Below are 24,209 nucleotides of genomic sequence, written 5' to 3'. Positions count from 1 at the left end.
CTCGGGGTTTTCATGCAAAACTATAAGAAAGCGCAAACATCGATTGCGAAGATTAAGGAGGTTCTGTCGTGAAATATCGCGAACTAGGCAGTATTGGACTGAAAGTCAGTGAAGTGAGCTTCGGCACGTGGGCCATCGGCGGCGCTTGGGGCAATGTCGATGAAAAAGAGGCGCTCGACGGACTTGCGCGCGCTATCGACCGCGGAGTCAACTTTTTTGACACCGCCGACGTCTATGGCGACGGCCGCTCCGAACATCTGCTCTCCATCGCGACCAAGGGGCGCGAGGACGAGATTCACATCGCGACGAAATTCTGTCGGGCGGGCGATATTCACGACCCGAACACATACTCTGAAGCGTCGGTTCGTGCGTACTGTGAAGCAAGTCTGAAACGCCTCAACCGCGAGACGATTGACCTCTACCAAATCCACTGCCCGCCGCACGAAATTCTGAAGCAAGGGGCCGTCTTCGAGGTGCTGGACAAGCTCAAGCGCGAAGGCAAAGTGCGGCACTACGGCGTGAGCGTCGAAACGGTTGCGGAGGGATTGACCGCCATTCAGTACCCGGGCGTCGAGGCCCTGCAGGTCATCTTCAATATCTTCCGGCAAAAGCCCATTCACGAACTGTTCCCGGAAACAGCCAAGCGCAATGTCGGTATTCTGGTACGGCTCCCGCTCGCCAGTGGCCTACTGACCGGAAAATTCCGCAAGACCGACGTCTTTCCAGAGGATGACCACCGCCAGTTCAACCGCAATGGCGACGCCTTCAACGTCGGCGAGACATTTGCAGGCCTGCCATTTGAGACCGGGGTCGATCTCGCCCAAGACCTCACCTGGATTGCAAACGGTCGCGGCACAATGGCTCGCGCCGCACTCAAATGGTGCTTGGCATTCGACGAAGTCTCCTGTGTCATCCCTGGTTTCAAATCCGTGGCGCAAGTCGACGACAACCTCGCTGCACTCGACGTGCCACCGTTCTCGGCGGAAGAACTCGCACGGCTATCCGAGTTCTACAATGAGCGCGTAAAAGCGCACATCCGCGGCGCGTACTAACGTACTACCCACCGCGATAACGTACTATGTAAGCACCACGAGGACGACGACGGCGCGCGAACACAGACGACAATCCCAAACGCGCTATCGGGATAGACAACCGTGGCGCGCAAGAAAGCGAAGCTATCTGTCGCGTTCTTGCGCGCCCCTTCCCTTTATCTCGACAGGATGTAAGGTCACGCAGACACCGGTGTCCTGATATCTTCGCTGACTGCACCCTGCTTCGCGAGAATAGACACACCCATACAAGGTAATACTGCCTCCGATATCTGAATGTGCCCCAGGAGGCAGATCTCGTGTCAAATCCAACAACGGACTACACCAATATTTACGAAGCCACAAAAAGGCTCCAGGACCTCAGATTTCAACACTGGATTCAGCACGACATATTTACATGGTTCTGGTGGTTGCTATTGGCGCTCGTAATTGTCCCCTGGATGATCTGGTGGAAACTCGTCGATAAGACGAGGTTGCTTGAACTGATGCTTTTTGGCGCATTCGCCGCCGTCATTTCTGTCACACTCGATACAATCGGAACACTAAACCTCTGGTGGATGTATAAAACGGAGTTCATCGTTCAATTTCCTGGCTTACTCACGGTTGACATCACCGATATCCCGGTGGTCTTCATGCTAGCCCATCAATATTGCGCGACGTGGAAGTCATTCACCATTACCGTATTTCTGATTTCCGGATTGGCCGCATTCGTGATTGAGCCGCTATGTAAGTGGCTAGATGTTTATACCCTGCTCTCATGGCGGCACGTCTACTCATTCGCAATCTACTTCATCATGGCCATGTCACTTCGACTGACCGTCATCAAACTACAGGAAACAGAATTACGATCCGCACAAAAATAGCAGCACCGCAATCACAGGACGTCCCCGTGTCGTGCCACTCGGCACGGCGTAATCAAGATTCCCGTTCCTTTGACGCACGCGCACCCATCTCTTGCATGCGCTTTTGTACCCGATCATTTGGCGTCCAGCAATGAAATTGATACGTCGGGCGCGTCTCATAACCGAGTCTCGCGCAGACGGTCTTCACACCCTCATCCGTCCGCATCGCCCGAAAATGCGTGCACGATGCGCAGCAGTGAAATCGGTGTGCCACGTCCATCCCTCCTACGTACTGCAAAAAACGAAGCCGAAGCCGAGGCTAAGGTAAGGCTGGTGGGGTATAAGTGGGCAGCCGGGATCGAACGGATTCATCTACAATTCGCACGTACACGGTCGGGAGATGAAGCTCGGCAACAGCGTCCGGACTGACCCGTTGCCCGTACCATTGGCGCGGCACAGCTGCATATACAGAGTCGATATCGGCTATCAGAGACTCGACGTCAATGCCCTCGTACACTGGGCGCCCCTCGGCTAGGTATCCCCTTGCGCGCTGCCACATCGCATATCCTCCGCGGACATTCCCACGTTGCAGATGATACAGCGTCACCGCCGCCTGAATCAGCCCCTTCAGGACCACCGGGCGCCCCCGCTCCAACCACAGATGTTCTCCATATTCATGGCACTCGAAGTAATCTTTGGCAACGTTGAAATAGTACAAGTACGAAAGCAGGCGATAGTCCATCTGCGGCACCCCTTGAAGGTCGGATTCCGTTGTCAGGCAGCTTGCATGATACAGTGGGGGCACCCCATTCGGGGGCCCACCCACTTGGCGATCAACCGCTTACCAAATCGGAACAAACCCGTCGATTTCTTGGAGAATCGTCTCGATTTCAGCCAACACGTCGTCACTGAGCACGACGTCGACCGCTTTGACGTTTTCCTCTACTTGCGAGACGCGGCTGGCGCCAATAATCGCAGAACTGACGCCCGGCTGGCGAAGTGTCCAGGCGATGGCCAACTGCGAGAGCGAAGTACCAATCGATTCAGCGATGTTCTCCAGTTTCTGCACGGACGTAAGGACGTCATCGCGCAGGTAGCTGGTAATCCAATGGTTGGTCTCGCGATTTGCCGCGCGCGTTCCCTCAGGAACACCCTGCCCAGGCTTATATTTCCCCGTCAAAATGCCCTGCGCGATCGGTGAGAACACAATTTGGCCAATGCCAAACGACTCACACGTCGGCAGAACTTCTTTTTCTATGTAGCGAACAAGCATGTTATAAATCGGCTGGTTCGACACGAGAGGCCGCAGGTTGCGCTTCGCTTCGATGGCTTTCGCATTCGTGATTTGCGCAGCACTCCATTCGCTGACACCCGCGTACAGGACCTTGCCCTGAGTGATGAGATCATCCAGCGCCCACAGCGTCTCTTCGAGCGGCGTGGATTCGTCGTAGCGGTGGCATTGGTAGAGATCGATATAATCAAGCCCCAGACGTTTCAAACTCGCCTCACACTGCTCAATGATATGCTTGCGAGACAACCCACGATCATTCGGCCCCTCCCCCATCGGAAAGTAAACCTTGGTCGCCAGCACATAACTGTGCCTTGGGTACTTGCGCAGCGCCTCACCGACGACTTTCTCGGCCTCGCCCTGATTGTAGGCGTTGGCCGTATCAAAAAAGTTGATGCCCAGTTCATACGCCTTATCAATGCAAGCCATTGCGGTCTCCCGCTCCGTCGCCGTCCCATACGTCAACCAACTCCCGAGCGAAACCTCGCTCACTTTGACACCGCTTACGCCCAGATTCCGATATTTCACAGATACATCCTCCTGACATGGCTTACATTCGGATACGTACAGCTACGTGATGAGTGTACTGCACACGAGCCTCAGTGGGAAGGAATATGCGCAACGTGCGCACGCCGGAAATTTGGGACTGGGGCGGGGTGGGCGCGCAGGGCAGGCAGCCGGGTGGGCGGGGCGGGCAGCCGCACGGAGCCGCCGACAGCCTGGGGAGTCGTCGCGCTTGCTTGCGGTCCCCGGGTGACTGTCGAGAGCGAGATCGAGCATCGAGTTGTCTTAATAAGACACTTGGCACCATCACACGGCACATAAGGCACTTTTTCTGCTCTATTTCATGTCGCTGACCGCAAATTGGGCAGATTCCAGGCAATTAAGACATTTTTCATGTCTTAAAGGCCGCCGGATCACAAAAAAGTCACAAATAGTGCACGTAACATGCCTTATCGCGACGCGGCGCATCTCGCCCACAACGCCCACAACGCCCACAACGCCCACAACGCCCACAACGCCCACGACGATCCCTCCCGCTCCAGCCACCCCCCCGCCCCCACCGGCCCCGTCACCACAACCGCACATTGCGACGCGAGGGGTGAAGGCGGTAGGAACGTATGCGCTTCGTGCCGCTCGCCGGAGTGAGCCACTCTTTGACCGCGAGGGATCGCAATAGGGATTGCGCACGCCGCACATGCAGGTCAAGTAATTGGGCGATGAGTTGTGGGGTGATGGGATGGGCGGATCGCGTGGCGATACGAATGATATCGCGCTCCACAGAACTGGCGGTGGCAATCGGCGAGTCAGCGGCGGGATTGACGTTGCCTAGCAACTGCTGGATGGTCCGTTGGCAAAGGCGCGGCCGCTCCTTGACGTCCTCATAGGTAAACCGCAGAACATGCCAGCCGTCAATCACTAGGTGATTCTGGCGCTGACAGTGCTCGGAAAACTTCCACTGTGTAATATTGCGCCAGTGCGGGCCAATTCCATCGATCTCGACGGCAACTCGAAAATGGGGCAACACGTAGGCGAAATCAAGATAGCGGTAGCCGTCATTGTAATCCTGAATTTCGTATTCCGGGTGGAGATGCTGAAAGTGGTTGAACATCGGCCACCAAACGCTCTCGACAAAAGCCTGTTCGGCATGGCCAAGACCGTCCTGCAACCGCCGCAGGCGCTCTCCCGCCCGGCGGGCGCGGTGGTAGTGTAAGAACGCCTCATACTCCTGCTGAAAATTCACCTGGCGTCGCCTCCTGACGCCAAGATTGTAAATCCGCCGTGAAGCGGACGTCCATGACGCAGGGGAGAAATCCGGCACGTGTGGACCAACCGCGCCGGTTCGGTCGCCGGTTCGGTCGCCGGTTCGGTCGCCGGTTCGGTCGCCTCCACGCCGCCACGCCAATTGCCTAAGAGGCGTACGTCACCGTCACGGCAATCAACGTGTGTCCAGCCGTCAGGCTCGGCGACAACGTGTAACGAAGCGCGGTGAACCCCGACAACCCGGCTGACGACACTTGGTTGAGCGCAGCAGTAGCCGAAGCCGTGCTACCTTTAAACTGGATAGTAAACTGTGCTTTGTGCGCGTTCAGCTGGGCCTGCATGACCGTGCGCAGCGTCTCGGCGGTGGCGGAAATACTGTGAAGATCTGCTGAAATACCCGTAGCTGACGCGATGGTGGAGAGATATGGGTCTTTTAACGTCTTCAACAGCGCACTCACCGTCGTCTCAAAGCTCGTGTTCGCAACGGGTAAACCCGCATGATTCCAGGTGTGGTCTTTCGCCAGTTGTGCGCTTGTCACATTGTAATACGCGTAGCTGATGGTGCCTGGTTGTTTGTTGACCGGATCGTCCCAGGTGACATCGAGTTGATACCAATGGCCGCCAACGCGCACTTCGTTCCACAAGTGATCTGCTCCCCCAGCCGTCCCCTCGACTAGGTGTGCGGAAATCCCAGCCTTCGTCAGCATCCGGTAGGTGAGCGTGGCGATGCCTTGGCAGACGGCTGATCCACGAAGCGCATCATACGGCGTATATTTTTGCTCCGACGTATCGTACGAGACATGGTTGACAATCCAGTTGTGAATCACAAACTCCTTGTCGTAATCGCTCATTCCTGGTTTCACGATTTGCCCGAGCACGTGCTTTATCTGTGCATCGACCGCAGCGCTCTGTTGCTTGGTTTGCAACCAGGTGACCGTGACTTTCGTCGCCGATCCGCCCGAGGAATACGCCACACTCGACACGAGTTCGTGAATGTATGGCAGTTCAGCAAGCGTGCGCTGGACTGCACCTTCTGTCTGCGACAGCCCATATGGCACGGTAAACGTGGTATCCTGATTCTCTAAATGACGCTTGAGTGTGGCAGACACATTCGCCGAACGATCCGTTGCAGACGTCTGCGCAAATGTCGTGACGGCCGGTGCCGCCAAGCCGAGGATTGTGCCCACAATGCCAGCTCCAGCAAGCATCGCAAGAATTTTCTTCAACGAGAAACCGCCCCTTCGGATGAACATGCGCTGGATGGCGATCCCTTGCCACCTGAACAACCAACCTCATCACGCAGTCTGTTTTCAGATTACCGCATCTTAGGCTCCCTATCGCCCCTCATAATCTACCAGTTGACCCGCTGGATGGAATTACATAAAGGGGAAAAGTGCTCATCCGCAGAAAACTTGCTCCATCCAGCTATCATTCAAAACATTGGAGTGAACGTCTTGAAACGAAGCATCATCGCCGCCACCGCAACTTTTGTAGCCCTGACAGCCAGTGCAGGTTTTGCGACGACGTTCGCTGCAACCACCCCCGCAACCAATCTCACGTACACGGTGAAAGCTGGTGACACGCTTTACAAAATCGCAACCGCAGAACACGTGTCACTCGCCGCACTCGAGTCTGCCAATCCGCAGATTACGAATGTCGCAAGTATTTATCCCGGCGAGACAATTCACTTGCCACTCTCCGTGTACACCGTTCAGCCAGGCGATACCTTGTACAAAATCGCTGTCGCGAATGGCGTATCCCTTGCCGCCATCCAGTCGGCGAATCCACAAATCAGCAACTACAACAATCTCAGCGTCGGCCAAACTGTGAATATACCTGCCACCTCGACCCCAGCGACAGCTAGTAGTACACCGACGGCTAGTTCAACGAGCCCGAGCCAAACGGCCACGTCACCATCAAGCATCGCTGCAGAGCGGCAATCTATCGTCACCTACGGAGAAAGCTTGATTGGCACGCCGTACGCGTGGGGTGGAGACACGCCAAGCGCAGGCTTTGACTGCTCCGGTCTCGTCGAGTACGTCTATCAGCATGCAGGTATCACACTGCCGCGGGAATCTCATGATCAAGCCACCATCGGCACGCCAGTAAGCCAAAGCGCGTTGCAACCAGGTGACCTGCTGTTCTTTCAAGACACAGACTCCAACGCGAGCCTGTACGCAAATCACGTGACCCACGTAGGCATCTACATTGGAAATGGCGCGATGCTCGAGTCGTCGTCATCCAAAGGCGTCATCATCGTGCAAAACGTGTTCTCAAACTCCTATTACACGTCGCACTACTATGGCGCGCGAAACGTGATCGGCTAATTCACACACGAATTCAGCGTAAACAGCAGGCGACGGCTATAATGATGCGTCGCCTGCTTCATCTTTTCAGATATGGCACGGCCCTTGCAGCATGCCTTATGCCTCGGCGATCCGTCGGAACCGCGATGCCTTACGGCACGCCTTGTGCCTCGGCGATCCGGCGGAACCACGAAGCCTTCGGCATGCTCCGCGCAAATGTCTTAATAAGACATTTGCCTGCCTCACAGCGCCAATAAGACATCAAATCTGCACTAATCCTCAGATTTTCGCTCTTATCGGGCAGCTTTTGAGTAAATAAGGCATTTTGCGTGCCTTAATATCGCGTAAAACCCCAAAATCCACAAATAAGGCAGATACCGTGCCTTATTTCACATCGACCTGTCACATCGACGCAGTGGATATCCCAATCCGCCCGGACAACCCAACCTGTCACATCGACCCAGTGGATGTGCCGATCCGGTGGACGACCACACCCAGCAAATGCCCCGGCCAGCGAATGTCCCGATCCGCCGGACGCTCCCAACTTTCCGCGGCCCATCCCCTCCCCACACAGTGCGCATCCCGTAAAAGCCCCCGTCGTCTCCCCTTTTCTTGCCCACTTCCCACAAAATCATCTCAAACGCCAAGCAACATAGTGTACCATGTAGGTAACAAAATGGGATTTTACCTGACAACTGGAGGGAACGTCATGGCTTTTTTCGCGTTGACGCTAATCCAATTTGCACTCGCATGCCTCGTTATCCTAATGCTTTTGGCAGTTATTCTTGGTAGCTCCATTCGACGCCTATTCCCCGCTCGCGACAAACAATTCGCCGCCAAGTGGGCAAAACAACGGACCCGCCCCGCTTACATTTACGTCATAGGCTTCACACTATGCTTCGACGCCGTAGTCATTCTGTCTACGATTGCCAGCAATCTCATCTACGGAAACTTCGCGTCGCTGATGTTGCTTATAAAACATGGCTATGTTCCATTCGGTATCATTGTCCTCGCACTTACCATATTCGGCGTTGGAGCCGGCACGTACAATTGGTTCAAAAATGAGTTGAGGTATGAAAAATACACGCGGCACCCGCGTTAACCAGCAAATTCGCCGCCCATTGCGGGATTGACAACACGGAAACCCGATTATACACTCTAGATAATTTCTCACATTTCAATCAATTCCTTAAACGTTTAAGGGGGCTGATGTAAAATCACAAAGAAACCTACCCTACACGATGTAGCCAAGGCAGCGGGCGTCTCCATTGCAACCGTTTCCAATGTGCTCAACAAAAAAGAAAAGGAGTTAAGCGAACAAACTCGGAGAAAAGTGTTGGAAGCCATCCAACGTCTTGGTTATTCTCCAAACCAGCACGCGCGAGGACTAAAAAAGGGTAAGACAAACCTCATCGGATTTATCATTCCAGACCAGAACCCTTTTTTCATGGAAATTCTCAAAGGCATCCATGAGACTTGTGCGGAATACGACTGGCAAGTCATTGTGGCTTGTTCCGAAGAGAACGAAGTCCGACAGAACGAATTAGTCGATATTTTCATATCCCAACAGGTAAGCGGTATCATCCTGGTTCCTGTAACGTCTACACTGGCCGGCAAAGACAAATGGTCTAATTTCCCGATCGTGTTACTTGATCGCGAAATTGAGGATTCTCCATTTCCGTCAGTAAGTGCGACAAATATTGAGGGTTGCTGCCAAGCTACAGAGAGGCTGGCGATGAACGGTCATCAGCGAATTGGCATTATCCTTGCTTCACCGGATATTAGTACGACAGTACAGCGGCGAAAGGGGTACGAGCAGGCTTTGCATGCACATGGCCTGCGCATTGAACCAGACCTGATTACGTATGGTGGAGAATATGGTGGAACGCAATCTCAAATCAACGGCGGATATCGTTCAACCATGCATCTACTGAATTTGCCGCAACCAGCCACAGCTATCATTGCCATCAACCATTTGTTGATGTTGGGGGCATTAAAAGCTATGAAAGAAATGAAGGTGCGTGTGCCTGATGATGTAGCGTTTATTGGATTTGATGATCACCCATGGAGCGAAATTAATACACCGCAACTTACAGTCGTCTCTCAGCCCGCATACGATATGGGACGACAGTCAATTCATATTTTGCGAGCGCTCGATGAAGACAAAACTGCGCGTTCTATCAAATTGCCGATGAAATTAATTATCCGAGAATCTTGCGGCACAGCCACCATGATGTAAACGTCCGCGAAGACGATGATAAGTGTTTTGTCGCAAAAACTTAAACGTTTAAGTTAGGGGTGAAGCTTTATGGCGTCTAGTGAAATACAAAGCGAGTTGTTCGGTATTCCAAAAAGGTTGTTTTGGGGCTTTATCGCCATCGCCTTATTCATGGTTGGCGATGGAATTGAGCAAGCCTTCTTGTCCAAATACATCGTCAACATTGGCTTTTCGACCAGCCAGGCCTCACTTGTATCCACCGTATATGGCTTGATGGTCGTTGTCGCGTCGTGGTTCGCAGCGGTCCTGGCGGAAGTCTATGGCCCTCGTGTCATCATGTTTTGCGGCGTTGTGTTGTGGATAGTATTTGATATTGGCTTTCTGACACTTGGGTTGGGACCGAAAAATTACACCATGATGCTTGTGATGTATGGGCTGCGTGGAACCGGTTACCCATTTTTCCTATACGGCTTCCTGGTTGGCGCGACGCACGTCACAAGGAAATCCAGACTATCGACCATGATCGGATGGTTCTGGTGTATGTATTCTATCGGCATTGGCGTTGTCGGCACCTACCTACCGAGTTTCACGATCCCATCCATCGGCTTTATGCCTACCCTATGGATGTCAAACATCTGGATTGCGGTCGGTGGATGTTTAGCGCTCGTACTGACGAGGAACTATTTTGTTGTTCATAAAAATGGAAAATCCACGAAAGAGCGGTTTGGGCGCGTTGTTCAAGATATTGGTGTGGTCTATCGCAATCCCAATATCATCAAAATATTCATCGTCCGAATCATCAATCAGCTATCTCTATTCGGGCTAGTGGTTGTATTCCCAATTTTATTTACCAATCGAATTGGTTTCACAACACAGCAATGGCTATGGATATGGGGAGCCATGAACATCACCTTGATTTTCGGCGACGTCTTCTGGGGCATGGTTGCGAATCGCATCGGGTTGCGCCGGCAAGTGATGTGGTTCGGCTGTGTCGGCTGTGGTATTACAACGCTGCTGTTTTACTATTTGCCCGTGAGCAATGGGCCTGTGTTTTGGATCGCCGTTCTCGTAGCCGTCTTGTTTGGCGTAACGGAATCTGCATTTGTCCCGATTTTTGTGATTTTCACATCCTTAGAACCGAAACATATCGGAGCTACACTGTCCGCACAAAACTTGGCCGGAGGCATTAGCAACTTCGCCGCGCCGGCACTAGCGACACTGATTTTGCCCTTTTTCAATGTGGTAGGCGTCGTCTGGGTATTCGCAATCCTATACTTTATCGGTGCCGCTATCACCCTTTTTGTGCGGGTCCCCGAGCCCGGAAGAAACCAATTATCCCGAAGCCGTGTCTTGAATGAAAGCGGATCCAATGTAGTGGGAGAATAAGGAGACTCAGCGCATGGAACAAAGGATTTTCGCTGCGATTTCAGCAGCGGGTTCAGGCGGATAACTGAACTCGCAAATTCTATGGTTTTTGGCGTCCCCAGGAAAAATAGTTTTCCTAACTATCTTAAAAAGTGGAGGTAAGTACACAAATGAATGAACATATCCCATCGAAAATGAAAGTTGCCATCATGAATCAACCGCTGGATATTGAAATCAAGGAGGTAGACGTCCCCACTATCAGCGATTCAGAGGCTTTAGTAAAAGTCATGGCCGTAGGCGTCTGCGGATCAGATGTTCATTATTATGAGCATGGGCGAATCGGAAATTTCCGAGTTGAAAACCCCTTAATTCTAGGTCATGAATGCGCGGGAATCGTAGTCCAAGTGGGGAAAAATGTAAAACATGTAAAGCCAGGAGACAGAGTCGCCATTGAACCCGGCGTACCATGTGGACATTGCGAATACTGTAAGACCGGCGCATATAATTTGTGCCCTGACGTGCGATTCCTCGCAACGCCACCAATCGACGGTGCCTTTGCACAATATATCTGCCATCCGGCCGACTTTTTGTTCCCGATTCCTGATTCACTATCCTATGAAGAAGCGGCATTAAACGAGCCATTTTCGGTGGGGATTCACGCTTGTCAGCGGATCGGCCTACAACCAGGGACAACAGTTGTCATCATGGGAATGGGCCCCGTTGGTTTAATGGCCGTCGTCGCCGCAAAAGCCTTTGGGGCCAAACAAATCATTGTTGCTGACCTGGAGCCCTTGCGCCTGCAAGCTGCAATCCATTTGGGCGCTAGTCATGCTGTGAATATCAAAGAAGCGGATCCGGTTCAAAAAATCATGGAATTGACGGGCGGCAAGGGTGCGGAGTACGCCTTTGAGACCGCTGGCAACCCGACCGCTTTGCAATCCGCACTGAGTTCATTAAAAGCCGGGGGAAAACTAGCCATTGTAGGTTTACCACAACAGGACCTGATTGGATTCAATGTACCGTTCATTTCAGATCACGAGATCGACATCTACGGTATTTTTCGATACGCAAATACTTACCCACTTGGAATCGATATCCTCTCGTCGCGTATCGCAGATGTGAAATCTCTACTCACCGATTTTTACTCGTTGGATCAGACACAGGATGCACTAGAGCGAGCAAGAACAAACAAAAGTGGTTCGCTGAAGGTGATTGTCTACCCCAACGCCATCACAGACACCCCTTAAAATGGGGTGTCTTTTTTAATTTGGTCTGATTCCATCAGCATATCTCTCTATCTCCGTCCTCGAGAAGCGATTCATAGATGAGCACTAAACAGAAGTTAGTACACACTAACTGTTGACGTTAGTATAATCTAACAATATAATCAGGGAAAAGTTGACTAAATTAGTCATATTCATGAAGGAGATGGAGCTATGTTTACCACGTGGTTGAGATCGAGCAGATATGCGTCCGCTGTGTTAATGCTGCTTCGGGTGTATCTTGGCTGGACTTTTCTTCATGCCGGTTGGGATAAGTTGACGGATGCCAAGTCGTTTAGCGCAGCGGGATTTCTCATCCACAGTCTACAACATCCTGTTCTCGGCCCCGATAATCATCCAGCGTATCCGTGGTACAACGCATTTCTCCACGGCTTTGCCATCCCTCATGCGGACGTGTTCAACTTCTTGATTCCATGGGGTGAAGTGCTTGTAGGGGTAGGGCTGATCCTTGGCGTGTTGACGACGGCCGCTGCGTTCTTCGCCATGTTGATGAACTTCATGTACATGTTCGCAGGCAGCATCTCGACCAATCCCATGGACATTCTGATTGGCATGTTTATCATTGTCGGAGGATACAATGCAGGATTCTTCGGAGGCGACTATTGGTTGGTTCCCTATCTCCGCAAACTGACTAGATTCGTCCATACAGGACAGGCAAATCGCATAGAGACTGCATCAGCACCACGCCTCTAACGCGAATCAAGCATCATGTACATCCGCAGGTGGGTGCTGTTCCCCTTCAGTTTTTCTCTACATTCAATCTGTATCGTGCATCCATTCAACAAGTAACTTCAACAGATAATAACTTCAATGGGCACCCCTTCAATTTGGGGCGTGCCCTTTCATATTGGACATTTACGCGCCTCGCATCAAGTGACCTCCCCGCTTTCGCGTAATGGTCAGAAATTCCTAGTAGCATCGTGCCGCTGTGGATTGTACAATGGCGTCGCAATCAATTGCTGGCCAATCTGACCTCAATGCGGTCATCCGATTTGTTTGCAGCCCATTGTGCAAATACAATACAGACAGATGATACTTGCCAAAACATGCGCGACTTCTTTTTAATCGTGATGTGATTCAGGACGGATGGTCGTCGCTGCGGGATGTTCGCAATCGATGTCTCAATATAAATTGGAATCAAGTTTGATACAGTAAAAAATAGGCTTTCAAAGCTAGAAAAAGCCCATATACTTAAAGCACGCAGAGTCCTGTCGAAATTTGCTGAAACATGTCTATTATCAATCCTATCCATCAGCTAGGAAGTTGAGGTTAACCACGTGATCCAGTTTGACTACACCATCGAAACCCTTTTGAATACATTACCTGATTTCATTGCCTTTAAAGATGGCGAGGGTCGCTGGATCCTAGCCAATCCCGTCGCGCTAGAGGTATTCCACCTCACCAATGTGGACTACGTGGGCAAGCGCGATAGCGAACTGGGCACCCATGTTCCGTTCATGATGGAGGCATTGAGGCATTGTGAAGCCACCGATGAAGCAGTATGGCGGCAAGGCGAGACGGTGCGTGGCAAGGAATCGATTCCACAACCCGATGGACGCGTACGAATTTTCGATACGATAAAAATCCCGACGTTCTACCCAGACGGCCGACGCAAAGTTCTGATTGTTGTAGGCCGCGATATCACCGATTTTGTGCACAGTCGCAAAGATTTGGAGCAGAGCCGCCAACGTTACCAATCGCTGTATCACGACAACCCGAACCCCACGTTCTCCGTGGATTTATCCGGGAGAATCACCACGGTGAACGCGAAAATGGAAACGCTGTTAGGGTACACGGCAAACGAGCTAGTCGGGCGGACAACCTCGTTCCTCGTCGGTGACGAAGACGTATCGCGCTGTGAGGAGTTTTTTCGTGAAACGCTACTCGGAAATCGCCATGTGGTTGAGATTGGCGTCGTGACGAAGAGCGGCAGACAGATTCAGCTCGAAGTGCACGGCGTCCCCATGATTGTGGACGGCGAAGTCGTTGGCATCTACGGTGTGGCACAGGACGTGTCGGACCGCACGCGCGCGGAGCAAATTATCTACCACCTTGCATTTTACGATCCGCTCACTGGCCTCGCCAACCGCGCCATGCTGACTAACCGGATCAGCGACGCGATTGCCGATCTCGGCGCAGGACATGCACTCGCAGTTTTGTTCATCGACCTGGATCACTTCAAATCACTGAACGACACGCGCGGTCACTCCATGGGTGACTTGCTGCTCAAGCGAGTCGCCCAGCGCCTGCAGGCGTGCGTGCCCGCGAGTGGTACCATTTGCCGGCTCGGCGGCGACGAATTTATCGTCCTGCTACCGCGACTAAAAGAGGCTTGTGAAGCCATCACCGTGGCTAAACGCATTCTGGATACCTTTTCGGAACCATGGGATTTAGGGGGAGAATGTGTCTACATCACGGGCAGTATTGGCATTGCGATGGGAACGGACAATACCGTCGATGCAGAACAGCTCATCCGCAATGCGGACATGGCGATGTACGACGCAAAGGATAAAGGCAAAAACACGTATCGCTTATTTGACTCCAGTCTAAGCGAGAAATTGCAGCGCAAAGTCGAACTTGAGACCGCACTGCGGCAAGCCCTTGCGCAGGATATGTTCACGGTTTGTTACCAGCCGCAATTTGACATGGCGACGCGACGCATCATTGGCGCCGAGGCCCTGCTTCGCTGGAATCACCCGCGGGGCGTCTATCCGACCAATGAATTGATTCAGGTGGCAGAAGAGACAGGATTGATTGTGCCCATTGGCTTATGGGTACTGCGCACCGTCTGTCGTCAAGCGAAGCAGTGGCGGGAGGCCGGACATCATCCGCTGCGAATCTATGTCAATGTCTCCCCTCGGCAATTTATCGATAACCGATTTGTTCATCACGTGCAACAAATTCTTGCCGAAACGGGCATGGATGGACACGCGCTGGGCCTTGAGATCACGGAGGGCGTGATTATGCGAGACGTACATTACGCGCAAGAGACGCTCCAGGCACTGCGGGACATGGGCATGAAAATTGACATCGATGATTTCGGAACAGGCTACTCGTCCCTCGCGTACCTCAAGCGGTTCCCAATTGACAGAATTAAAATCGACCAGTCCTTCATTCGCGATGTCACAAATAACGAGGCAGATTTGGCGATTGTCAAAACCATCATCTCACTCGCCCATAACTTTCAAATCCCGGCGATTGCCGAGGGGGTGGAGACAGCGACGCAATTTCAGCTTCTAAAACAACACGGCTGTGACGAGGCACAAGGCTATTTCCTTGGCCGTCCCGCGAACAGCGAAGACTTCAACACCCATTTAGGGACCGCACACTAAGAAATAGCGCCCGAAACCCGAAGCGCCAAACTATATCGTTCACACACGTTACCCCATGCCGTTGCCCGCCGAAACCTTGGCGGCCAACGGCGGGCGACGACATCGATCCAGCCTATCACCCCTTTGGGGCGTTCCGCTGGCTGAACAATCGCCGAAACGCGACAGGGATGGCCGTCTCAAACGTCAGTATCTCCTCTGTCACCGGATGGCGGAATGTAAGCAGTCGCGCATGCAGCCCTAGGCGGCCAATCGGGTTTTGTCGCGATCCATAGCGCCTGTCTCCGACCACCGGATGACCGATACTTTGCATATGCACGCGAATCTGGTTCTTTCTACCCGTTTGCAAATGCAACTCCAGCAACGAAAAGGTGCCGTTCGTCTCTAATCGCTTGAAACTGGTGACAGCCTTGACACCGTCTCCCGGGCGACTGACAAACATGGTCTTTGTGCCACTCTCTTTTAACCACGTCTCAATCGTGCCCTCTGATTTCGCCACTTCCCCCTCAACCACCGCCACATACGTGCGATTGAGAACACTATCCCGCCAGGAGTTCTGTAGCGCCTGCTGAACAGATTCGTGCTTCGCAAACATCATCACACCTGAGGTCTCCCTGTCGAGCCGATGCACAATGAAAATGCGGTTGTCCTTCGACGCCGCCCGAACGTGATTGGTCAAAATGCGGTACGCTGTGCGCTCGTGCTCCTGATCTGTAGCGATAGACAACAACCCTGGCGGCTTGTCGATAACCAACAAGTGCTCATCCTCAAACAATATACGGATGCCGTGCAGCACCTCGCCCATGCCCGACGCCGTTCCCAACACCTTGACCGTCTGCTGCGGTTCGAGCTTGTGATCATGACGCGTAATTATTCTGCCGTCTACCATCACTTGCCCACGCGTCAACATCATTTTGACTTTATTACGACCCTTGTTTGAGAACTGTTCCAATAAAAAAGGAAGGAGATCTTGCGGTTTTGAAACCGTCATTGTGATTTCCTTTGCCATGTACTTACCTCCGCCCTATCGACAACCGCGCACTGCCTGGATACAGAGACACAACTTGATTGTGGTGTTGTCCGTACTACCCTTAGCGTTTGCACTCTGCCGTACTTCGATTCTAAGAGAAACACGGGAACCACCGCATTGCAACCAATTCCTATGAATCCACACGAAAAAATGTTTTGTTCTCCACCATCATACCGTATACTGTATACACGATACGATATTCAGAATAATCACGGAGGCGGTTGAGTTGGCAAAGAATTATCGAATTGGCCTAATTGTTCCGAGTTCTAACACAACCATGGAAACGGAGATTCCTGCGATGCTGGGATGGCGGATGAAGCATATGCCAGAAGAGACCTTCACCTTTCACTCCAGCCGGATGCGCATGATGCACGTCACGCCTGAACAACTAAAGGCCATGGACACTGAGAGTGACAGATGCGCAGTTGAACTATCCGACGCCCGCTGCGACGTGTTGGCATACGCGTGTTTAGTCGCGATTATGTGCCAAGGGCCGGGCTATCACCAATCGTCGGAACGGCGGCTTTCCCACATCGCTGACGAAAACGGTGGGACCAAAAATGTAATCAGCAGCGCTGGCGCCCTCATTGACGGCATTCGCACCCTAGGTGCAAAAAGAATTGCGCTCATCGCGCCTTATATGAAACCGCTGACAAAGACGGTCATTGAATATATCGAAGCGGAGGGCATCGAGGTGACGGACTCCATTAGTCTGGAAATTCCCGATAACCTTGAGGTCGGACGACAGAATCCGTTAAATTTAGTCGATATCGTCGACCGACTGGATTACAGCCAAGCCGATGCTGTCGTATTATCGGTGTGTGTGCAGATGCCATCTCTGGAAGCGATTCAAAAGGTAGAAGACAAGATTGGTCTACCAGTCCTGTCTGCGGCGACCTCCACCGTCTATCAAATCCTCAAAGGTTTGAAATTAAATACATTTGTACCCAACGCCGGCCGCTTACTGTCAGGCGCCTACTGAGTCGCGTAAACTTTTTAATTGGGGTATTCAAGTTTTGTGGTGGAAAGAGGACTAAGCTCTCCTCTTTCCATTTTTCGATCCAGGTGGAAAGACCGATACCTAAAATGATTTCTTCCTCAGTTACGTATGCAGAAATAGGTGTACGTAGCCGAGCAAGCATCGGCATAAACGTCAGAATCCATTGCCTGATTTCCATTCTGACCACGTGGAACTTATCGACGATGACTGTGGCCTGTGGCAAAACTAGCAAACCGCCCAGGAACAAGAATATTGGCCCGAAGGAGGACATTAACACCTGGATAAGCCTCAAGATGACCAAGGCCCACGAACGGATTCTGGATGCGGTACTGTCCGAATGTTAGTCCATCCGTTTGTTTCCGTGATGCACGCCATTCAAAAAGTAAACTAGCCCTGGTTTGACCACCCCGCAGCAAATACCAGATGTTCGTCAGTATCAAGGTCCTTTCGGCGTTCAAGTCCTACTCTCTGGGCGACTCGTATAGATGCGCTATTCTCAGGGCGAATCCGAGCTACCACGGGTAATTCAGGAAGGTAGGCAACAGCCATTTGTACTGCTACCCGAGCAACTTCTGTAGCATAACCGTTGCCCCAAGCCTTAGGCGCAAACCGATAGTAAAGGTTCAATATATCTTGTTCCCGCCAGATCATCTTCCTAATTCCCCCGATTCCAACGAGTTCCGATGTACGAGGTATGACGATACTCCAATATCCGTATCCATTAGTCAGCCAGTCCTCCCGCCATCGATCAATGGTTTTTACGGCTTCACCTAGGTCTACCATCGGACCAGTGGGACGGTACTTGTTTGTTTCAGGGTCCCCCTCAATGGAAAACACTGCAGGAGCATCTTCCAGTGAAGGGGTCCGAAGAATTAGTCTAGAAGTTGTTACCTGTTCAAAGATACGCTGAACTTCGAGCGGCACAGTTTAACCTCCTCGTATCATAGTAGTTGAAGTTCTTCGCAGTGGATTTTCCAGTAGGTCCGGAACTGCTGAATGTCGCTCGAGAAATTCCAGTGCCGGCTACTGATATTCAAATCAGTGTCTTGTGGTTGAGGGTACTACCCCGTCCACCTTGCTACATGCACCACCCGCTCGATCCTGTATGGCCCGGATGGGGTAGTGCCCTAGTTTCATGCTTGATTCCTTGGAGCACATAGTTCGTTCTCTGCTTCTTTGTCATGCCTTTGTTCCTTGACAACTTCATCACGCCCGCGTCTGGTTGGAGGATACTCCAATATCTTCAGACTGTGGCTTTCTGTTCCCGACCTGCCTGTGGGACAATGGGATCAGCAAGTTTTTCTCGGGATATTTCTTTATCCTCCTTGCGGACCTTTTGGTACTGCTGTTTATAGCCTGATACCCAGGATCCACTGCCCAATCTTTAACCGCTGGTTGCACCTCTGTCTTTTGGTGGGGCGTAGTGGCCCGTCAATTGACACCTCGACAGATGAGTGCTGATGACGAGGCTGAGGTAAGTGATTCCCACGGGCACCCAGGTCCGGGACTGACTTGACTCTATCACCTGAAATGGAGGTGAATCAATTGTCTAAACTGCACGTTGGTATTGACGTGAGCTTGCGTTCCCACCATGTTCAATTCATGGATGGGCGCGGACAAGACTTGGCTTCGTTTAGTGTCCTCAACAACCAGCCGGGCGCAGATACGCTCATTCGCAAAGTGTTGGAGACCACAACAACCAAGCACATGGATTCAGTCGTCATTGGCATGGAGGCCACATCCAACCTTGGTTGGCATCTAGCGCATTACCTTCAGCAGCAATTCGATGGATACCGCCCCAATCTGGAGACTGATATTCACGTCTTGAATGCACGCAAGGTGGCTCGTTTTAAGAAGGGATATGACACCCTCCCAAAGAATGACCGCATTGATGCCTGGGTGATTGCAGACCATCTGCGGTTTGGTCGTCTTCCTCAAGCCATGACTGATTCCGTTCAATTTGAAGCATTACAGCGTTTAACCCGTACACGATTTCACTTGGTTCAAAGCATTACACGGGACAAGACTTTTTTCTTGAACCAGCTATTCTTGAAGTTCAGTGGCCTTCGTCAAGACAATCCGTTCTCCGATTCCTTTGGCAAAACGTCACTCGCCGTGATTCAAGAGTTGGAACCCGAACAGATTGTGCAAATGCCGCTTCAAGAACTCATTGATTTCTTGACCGACAGGAGCAACAACCGGTTCGAGAACCCGGAAGAGACAGCAAAAGAACTGCAAAAGGTCGCTCGGAACTCGTTTCGTCTCGACAAAGTGATGAAGGATCCCGTTAATCTCTCACTCTCGGTTACGCTCAGTGTCATTCAACACATGGAGTCCGAAGTGAAGAAGCTTGATAAGGCGATTGCCAAACTGATGAAAGCCATTCCCAACACGCTCGAGAGCGTGCAGGGTATTGTCCGGTTTATGCCGCCGGCCTTCTCGCTGAAATTGGCGATATTAAGCGATTTAATAACCACAGTGCACTCGCCAAGTACGCGGGACTCGTATGGAACCAGTATCAATCTGGCGAATACGAAGCTGACGAAACGTCGCGCATGCGAACTGGCAACAAATATCTGCGATATTACCTGATTCAGGCTGCGGATAAGGTCCGTAGATATGACTCGGAATACGCAGCGTTTTACCAAAAAAAGCACGATGAAGCATTGAAGCATAAGCACAAAAGAGCACTCGTCCTGACTGCACGAAAACTGGTACGCTTGGTGTTCACACTACTGACCACCAATCAGCTGTACACACCACCGGAGCGGAGGGGATAGCTTCACCTCGCCAACCGGAATTTCCAATTTCCAAACCGCAATGCTGGACTGAAAATTCAGCATACAAGGCGGTCTTATTCAGTGCACCCTTCTTCACCTCAATTTACCCGCTTTTACCGAATTCATTTCCAATTCCACAAGATCAATGACTTGACATCTTACCGCTGGGCTAAATTAATTAAGGACGATTGTACAGTGAAATATATAATTTTCCATATTTTGTTAACTAACAGATGCAAGCGGGAGAATCACACGCTCAGATAGTGCTAAGCGGGCGCATTATTGTTACCTAAAGTTCACACATTTTTAAAGTAGTAGCCTTTATTCCCTCACAAATATATAAACCTAATCACTTATACCGGCGATGGAGGTGAGGTTCGTGGATGAAGTCACACTATACAAAAGAGTGTTCACCCCTGTACTTATTTTTCTTATAGCCTATGAGTGGCTTATCTCAGGGTTCGACAAATTGTTGAGCGGTAACTTTGTACAGCAACTCAAGGGACAATTGTCATCGTCACTATCGGATATGCAGTACCATTTCTATGGGCATATCCTCAAAAGCACTATTATCCCCCATGCAATGGTATATGGCGTTCTTGTTGAAGTTGGCGAGATTTGTGCAGGTATTGCGTTTATTATCTTAGGAGTAGCACTGATCCGAGATCGCATAAACACGGCTATTATCCAATTAGGCATTTGGACAAGTATTATTGCGGCGTTCATGGCACTGAACTTTTTCTTATGGCAAGGTGGTTCGGTGTTCTTAAATCCTGGCGACCCTTTTGACGAGGGAATTACGATTGACTTCATGCTTGTACTAATTCAGTTATGGATTGCGGTATTCTTTTTCTCGATTCGTCGTAAATATTCTACCTTTCAGCGACAGGCATAGAGAGAGCGCAAGGTTAATGCAGTGTAAACTATCAATCACTTTACGTTGAGCGTTTTGCAGAATTGATTTTCTGTACGAATTGAAAAAGGGAATTGATACTAGTTTGATGGGTACACATTACAATTTCTGTAATGCAATTTTGAACGGTAACTATGTTGCTGTCACAGTCTCTAGAGACGTGCAGGCTTAGGCTGTTTTCTCTACACTGTTTACTACACCCGCCGCCAGTGCGGATGCGAGTAGGACAATGGCATTGAGATAAACGTGGGTCGTAACCTTCTGGATGCCTCGGACGTGAACGTCGTTCACGGTCAGATTCTGCTTGAGTCGAGAGTTGCAACGTTCAACGGCAGTTCGTTCATTGTAGAGTTCTGTCCAACCTCTTGTGTTTCGGTGAGGGTTCGAGTAGCGTCGGACATCTTCTGCAACAGTCTTCTTGACGACCATTCCGTAGTTGGAGTCAGAGCAAGCTGCAATCCCAAGCGGACAGTCGACCCTACCAACAGCGTGTGGGCAGCTGAACTTTAATCGGTCACCATCGGCTCCCCAGTACACCATGTCGTAGCCCATGGAGCAGCGAGGTGTGCCGTTTGAAGCAATCCCGGCAGGTGGTTCCTTTTCGCCTCGCTTGTTCAGTGCAATGATTGCTTGCGCACCGTAACTACGGGCGGCTTCATAGTTTTTTACCTGGTCATACCCGGCGTCCATCATGACAAACTTGACTTTCCAGCCATAGCTTTCGACAACATCTTTCATTAATGGAATCGCCATCTCTCCGTCATACACATGGGCGGTTGTGACGTCCAAAGATACCGGTAGCTCACTGGCGGTATCCACCGCAAGATGAATCTTGTACCCGAACCATGTGAGTTTGTTGCCAAACGTGTCATACTTGGCGCCCCAGTTGGCGTTGCCTGTTTCTTGGCTGCGTGATTTTGGCTGCTTTTTCTCGTAGGCGCCAATTGCTGTACTTTCGATTGCAAGATGACTTCCATCGATGATGCCAACCTCTTTGCATTGACTGACCAGATCAACGAAGAGGTCCTTGGCAAGACCCTTATCCACGACCGCATTGAAGACTCGACTGATTGTTGCAATCGATGGCGCTGCCTCGTCCAGTCGAAATCCGCACTGATACCGGAAACGCAAATCTCGATCAAGCCGTTCATGCAACCGAGTAAATGTAGGGATGCCTTCCATAGGGGCAGCCAGCAAAGCCCTTAAAACCGCCTCCCGGTTGATCGGCTTTGCGCCTTGGGGTGACGCATTTGTCAACTTGCGGCATACGGCTCAAGGTCCAACGCCGTAAAGAAGAGATATAACCGCTCACTGGTTTCGATTTCTAGCCACTCTTCAAAGGAGAACAGGGACTTTTGGAGAAGATACAAGAAGTTCCGCAAGTAAAGGCATTTCGACAAATACCGATGCTCATGAAAGCACTACACCAATGTGCACATCCAGAGCAATACCAGGAAGAATCATTCATGACTGCGTAAATCGAAGAAAAAGGCCGTCACGACATCTACGAAGAGCGGGACAAGGCCCCCGAAGCGGCGCGGCGGATATTGCTATGAATTGAACGGGCTGCTGAACTGGCTGCTCCAGACCATTGGATTTTCTGTATCTATGGTTATCTGGCCGTGTACGCCGAGAGGATGGAACATTCTGTCCAGAATTTGATCATATGGTTCTGCTGGCACACCTGAACAAAGATTATGTGGTCGACATTGGATTTGGAGACTCGGTTCGCAGTCCGCTGCCGTTGTCAGGAGAAATGGTGACAGATGTCACTGATGCATATCGAATCACACGTGCCTCAACTTCCAATCTCCTCTTCTTTCAAAAACGCATAGACGGAGACTGGATCTCCGAATACATGTTCACCTTGCAGCCTCGCTCTTTGCAAGATTTTCATGAGATGAACGTGTTTCAACAAACGTCACCGGACTTCCACTTTACTCACAATCTCATCTGCTCGATAGCAACGCCCACGGGTCGACTGACCATGTCCGGAGACTGGATGATTGAATCCATTGGTACCGAAAAGACACGTCGGCGGATCGCTTCCAACGCGGAACGCAGAGAGTTGCTGAAACGACATCTCGGCATAGATCTCAACCGACGGGTTTCAGAAGTGGGCGAATCACTGCATGGATGATGGACGCATTGCTCCGACAGGAAACCGCAATCCACTTTCGGCGTCCACGGTGTTCGGATGAGAAGCAGGTCAGAATGAACAGCTCTGAACCCCGACTATCGTCAGGAGCCAGAGGCTTCAGAAACTTGATCACCATGGTATTGTTCAACCCACTCCGACCAAAATGCCTGCAGATTGAACGCACCTGACCGAACAAACGACTCGGTGGTCAACCAAAAATCCCGCATGCGAGCGATTCGAAACGCGCGCATGTTCTGTCCGTCCGTCGCGACGAGAAACCACAAACCCGCTTTTGACACGAGGCCATACGGTTGAACACGCCAAGACGACGTCACTCCCTGCGCGGACTTGTAGACAAACTCAACGACGCACTGCGTGGCAATCGCCTGCTTCGCCATCCGGATGAATTCAGGACTTCCGGATTCCGCATGCCAAGGGGTGGGGTCGAGGTGAATACTGTTCTGAATCCACCTGGCCTTCGTCTGTTTGTCCGGCGGTAGTGTGTGCAACAATTTTAGAAAAATGGTACGCAGAGGCAGCTCACCTGCAAGGTCGCGCAATCCCCTGCTGGACAGATTCATGAACAACAACTCAAGTTCCGTGTCGCTCATCGAGCGAGTCAGCGCCTCCACGCTGCATTCAAATTCCTCGGCCAGTTGAAAACCACCACCGGCACCTGCGTCTGCGACGATGGGCACACCGACGGCGCTCAGTGCGTCGATGTCGCGATAGATGGTTCGTTCAGTTGTGAACGATCCGAACTGGATCATCAACGACAGCGCACTGGCAACGCTCATGGCCCCACCCCCTTCCCGAAAACCGGGCAGGAAGTGAACCCCCAAGATGGTACCCATATGTAGTCTACCAAATGAAAATTGTCCTACCGTTATGCGATTCTTGCG

At 51.3% G+C, this 24,209-nt stretch carries 22 protein-coding genes and 2 pseudogenes; 15 read left to right on the top strand and 9 right to left on the bottom strand.

The window, feature by feature from the left end; translation table 11 throughout:
* Nucleotides 1–68 precede the first annotated feature (68 nt).
* Nucleotides 69–1,052 carry an aldo/keto reductase gene (locus K1I37_RS03625; RefSeq protein ID WP_021297327.1) on the top strand — a complete coding sequence of 328 codons (984 nt, stop codon included), beginning with the start codon at nt 69–71 and terminating at the stop codon, nt 1,050–1,052.
* Between the two features lie 296 nt (nt 1,053–1,348).
* Nucleotides 1,349–1,912, top strand: a complete 564-nt coding sequence (locus K1I37_RS03620) for a CBO0543 family protein (RefSeq protein ID WP_021297326.1) — start codon at nt 1,349–1,351, stop codon at nt 1,910–1,912.
* A 52-nt stretch (nt 1,913–1,964) separates the two neighbouring features.
* On the opposite strand, the gene K1I37_RS03615 is transcribed toward K1I37_RS03620, so the two are convergent.
* From K1I37_RS03615 to K1I37_RS03595, 5 genes are all read right to left on the bottom strand, one after another.
* On the bottom strand, nt 1,965–2,171 hold the full coding sequence (locus K1I37_RS03615; protein WP_040441507.1) for a hypothetical protein: 207 nt from the start codon (nt 2,169–2,171) through the stop codon (nt 1,965–1,967).
* A 39-nt stretch (nt 2,172–2,210) separates the two neighbouring features.
* Complete coding sequence (locus tag K1I37_RS03610; protein ID WP_021297324.1) at nt 2,211–2,633, bottom strand: DUF309 domain-containing protein; 423 nt, start codon at nt 2,631–2,633, stop codon at nt 2,211–2,213.
* A 99-nt stretch (nt 2,634–2,732) separates the two neighbouring features.
* Nucleotides 2,733–3,707: an aldo/keto reductase family protein gene (locus K1I37_RS03605; RefSeq protein ID WP_021297323.1), complete on the bottom strand. Its 975-nt coding sequence runs from the start codon at nt 3,705–3,707 to the stop codon at nt 2,733–2,735.
* 544 nt (nt 3,708–4,251) lie between these two features.
* Complete coding sequence (locus K1I37_RS03600) at nt 4,252–4,923, bottom strand: PDDEXK family nuclease (RefSeq protein ID WP_021297321.1); 672 nt, start codon at nt 4,921–4,923, stop codon at nt 4,252–4,254.
* A 166-nt stretch (nt 4,924–5,089) separates the two neighbouring features.
* A complete protein-coding gene (locus tag K1I37_RS03595) occupies nt 5,090–6,169 on the bottom strand; it encodes a transglutaminase domain-containing protein (protein ID WP_161624368.1) in 1,080 nt (359 codons plus the stop codon).
* A 219-nt stretch (nt 6,170–6,388) separates the two neighbouring features.
* Here K1I37_RS03595 and K1I37_RS03590 point away from each other — a divergent pair, with 219 nt between their 5' ends.
* The 7 genes from K1I37_RS03590 (at nt 6,389) to K1I37_RS03560 (ending at nt 15,447) form a co-directional block, all read left to right on the top strand.
* Nucleotides 6,389–7,270 (top strand): C40 family peptidase, encoded by an 882-nt coding sequence (locus tag K1I37_RS03590; protein ID WP_407653221.1) that lies wholly within the window; start codon nt 6,389–6,391, stop codon nt 7,268–7,270.
* Nucleotides 7,271–7,958: 688 nt separating this feature from the next.
* Nucleotides 7,959–8,351, top strand: coding sequence for a hypothetical protein (locus K1I37_RS03585; RefSeq protein WP_021297318.1), 393 nt, complete (start codon nt 7,959–7,961; stop codon nt 8,349–8,351).
* A 114-nt stretch (nt 8,352–8,465) separates the two neighbouring features.
* The gene (locus tag K1I37_RS03580; protein ID WP_031218957.1) at nt 8,466–9,488 is read left to right on the top strand and encodes a LacI family DNA-binding transcriptional regulator; all 1,023 of its coding nucleotides are present in this window, start codon (nt 8,466–8,468) and stop codon (nt 9,486–9,488) included.
* A gap of 69 nt (nt 9,489–9,557) precedes the next feature.
* Nucleotides 9,558–10,853, top strand: coding sequence for an MFS transporter (locus K1I37_RS03575; RefSeq protein WP_021297316.1), 1,296 nt, complete (start codon nt 9,558–9,560; stop codon nt 10,851–10,853).
* Between the two features lie 149 nt (nt 10,854–11,002).
* Nucleotides 11,003–12,079 carry an NAD(P)-dependent alcohol dehydrogenase gene (locus tag K1I37_RS03570; protein ID WP_021297315.1) on the top strand — a complete coding sequence of 359 codons (1,077 nt, stop codon included), beginning with the start codon at nt 11,003–11,005 and terminating at the stop codon, nt 12,077–12,079.
* Between the two features lie 189 nt (nt 12,080–12,268).
* Nucleotides 12,269–12,808, top strand: coding sequence for a DoxX family protein (locus K1I37_RS03565; RefSeq protein WP_021297314.1), 540 nt, complete (start codon nt 12,269–12,271; stop codon nt 12,806–12,808).
* Between the two features lie 584 nt (nt 12,809–13,392).
* Nucleotides 13,393–15,447 carry a putative bifunctional diguanylate cyclase/phosphodiesterase gene (locus tag K1I37_RS03560; protein ID WP_021297312.1) on the top strand — a complete coding sequence of 685 codons (2,055 nt, stop codon included), beginning with the start codon at nt 13,393–13,395 and terminating at the stop codon, nt 15,445–15,447.
* A gap of 115 nt (nt 15,448–15,562) precedes the next feature.
* On the opposite strand, the gene K1I37_RS03555 is transcribed toward K1I37_RS03560, so the two are convergent.
* A complete protein-coding gene (locus tag K1I37_RS03555; protein ID WP_021297311.1) occupies nt 15,563–16,453 on the bottom strand; it encodes an RluA family pseudouridine synthase in 891 nt (296 codons plus the stop codon).
* 247 nt (nt 16,454–16,700) lie between these two features.
* Between K1I37_RS03555 and K1I37_RS03550 the strand changes: the two genes are divergently transcribed.
* Nucleotides 16,701–17,456: a maleate cis-trans isomerase family protein gene (locus tag K1I37_RS03550; RefSeq protein WP_021297310.1), complete on the top strand. Its 756-nt coding sequence runs from the start codon at nt 16,701–16,703 to the stop codon at nt 17,454–17,456.
* A 405-nt stretch (nt 17,457–17,861) separates the two neighbouring features.
* On the opposite strand, the gene K1I37_RS03545 is transcribed toward K1I37_RS03550, so the two are convergent.
* Nucleotides 17,862–18,398 (bottom strand): GNAT family N-acetyltransferase, encoded by a 537-nt coding sequence (locus tag K1I37_RS03545; RefSeq protein ID WP_021297308.1) that lies wholly within the window; start codon nt 18,396–18,398, stop codon nt 17,862–17,864.
* 606 nt (nt 18,399–19,004) lie between these two features.
* On the opposite strand from K1I37_RS03545, the pseudogene K1I37_RS03540 reads away from it, so the two are divergent.
* The 3 genes and pseudogenes from K1I37_RS03540 to K1I37_RS03530 all read left to right on the top strand — a co-directional run.
* Nucleotides 19,005–19,454: pseudogene (locus K1I37_RS03540) on the top strand (IS110 family transposase); the annotation flags it as partial.
* Between the two features lie 467 nt (nt 19,455–19,921).
* Nucleotides 19,922–20,254, top strand: coding sequence for a transposase (locus tag K1I37_RS03535; protein WP_322790879.1), 333 nt, complete (start codon nt 19,922–19,924; stop codon nt 20,252–20,254).
* Nucleotides 20,255–20,633: 379 nt separating this feature from the next.
* Nucleotides 20,634–21,149: a hypothetical protein gene (locus K1I37_RS03530; RefSeq protein ID WP_021297306.1), complete on the top strand. Its 516-nt coding sequence runs from the start codon at nt 20,634–20,636 to the stop codon at nt 21,147–21,149.
* A 186-nt stretch (nt 21,150–21,335) separates the two neighbouring features.
* On the opposite strand, the pseudogene K1I37_RS03525 reads toward K1I37_RS03530, so the two are convergent.
* Nucleotides 21,336–22,537 (bottom strand): annotated as a pseudogene (locus K1I37_RS03525) (transposase).
* A 100-nt stretch (nt 22,538–22,637) separates the two neighbouring features.
* Between K1I37_RS03525 and K1I37_RS21785 the strand changes: the two are divergent.
* Both K1I37_RS21785 and K1I37_RS03520 read left to right on the top strand, forming a co-directional pair.
* Nucleotides 22,638–22,829: an arylamine N-acetyltransferase gene (locus K1I37_RS21785; protein ID WP_081654163.1), complete on the top strand. Its 192-nt coding sequence runs from the start codon at nt 22,638–22,640 to the stop codon at nt 22,827–22,829.
* Nucleotides 22,759–23,307 carry an arylamine N-acetyltransferase family protein gene (locus K1I37_RS03520; protein ID WP_081654162.1) on the top strand — a complete coding sequence of 183 codons (549 nt, stop codon included), beginning with the start codon at nt 22,759–22,761 and terminating at the stop codon, nt 23,305–23,307. Before K1I37_RS21785 ends, K1I37_RS03520 begins: the two co-directional genes overlap by 71 nt.
* A gap of 101 nt (nt 23,308–23,408) precedes the next feature.
* On the opposite strand, the gene K1I37_RS03515 is transcribed toward K1I37_RS03520, so the two are convergent.
* Nucleotides 23,409–24,104, bottom strand: coding sequence for a WYL domain-containing protein (locus tag K1I37_RS03515; protein ID WP_021297302.1), 696 nt, complete (start codon nt 24,102–24,104; stop codon nt 23,409–23,411).
* Nucleotides 24,105–24,209 lie beyond the last annotated feature (105 nt).

Origin of the sequence: Alicyclobacillus acidoterrestris, from assembly GCF_022674245.1 — a bacterium.
Lineage (GTDB): Bacteria > Bacillota > Bacilli > Alicyclobacillales > Alicyclobacillaceae > Alicyclobacillus > Alicyclobacillus acidoterrestris.
The sequence above is the reverse complement of the archived record's forward strand: the minus strand, read 5'-3'. Positions and strand labels throughout refer to the sequence as shown.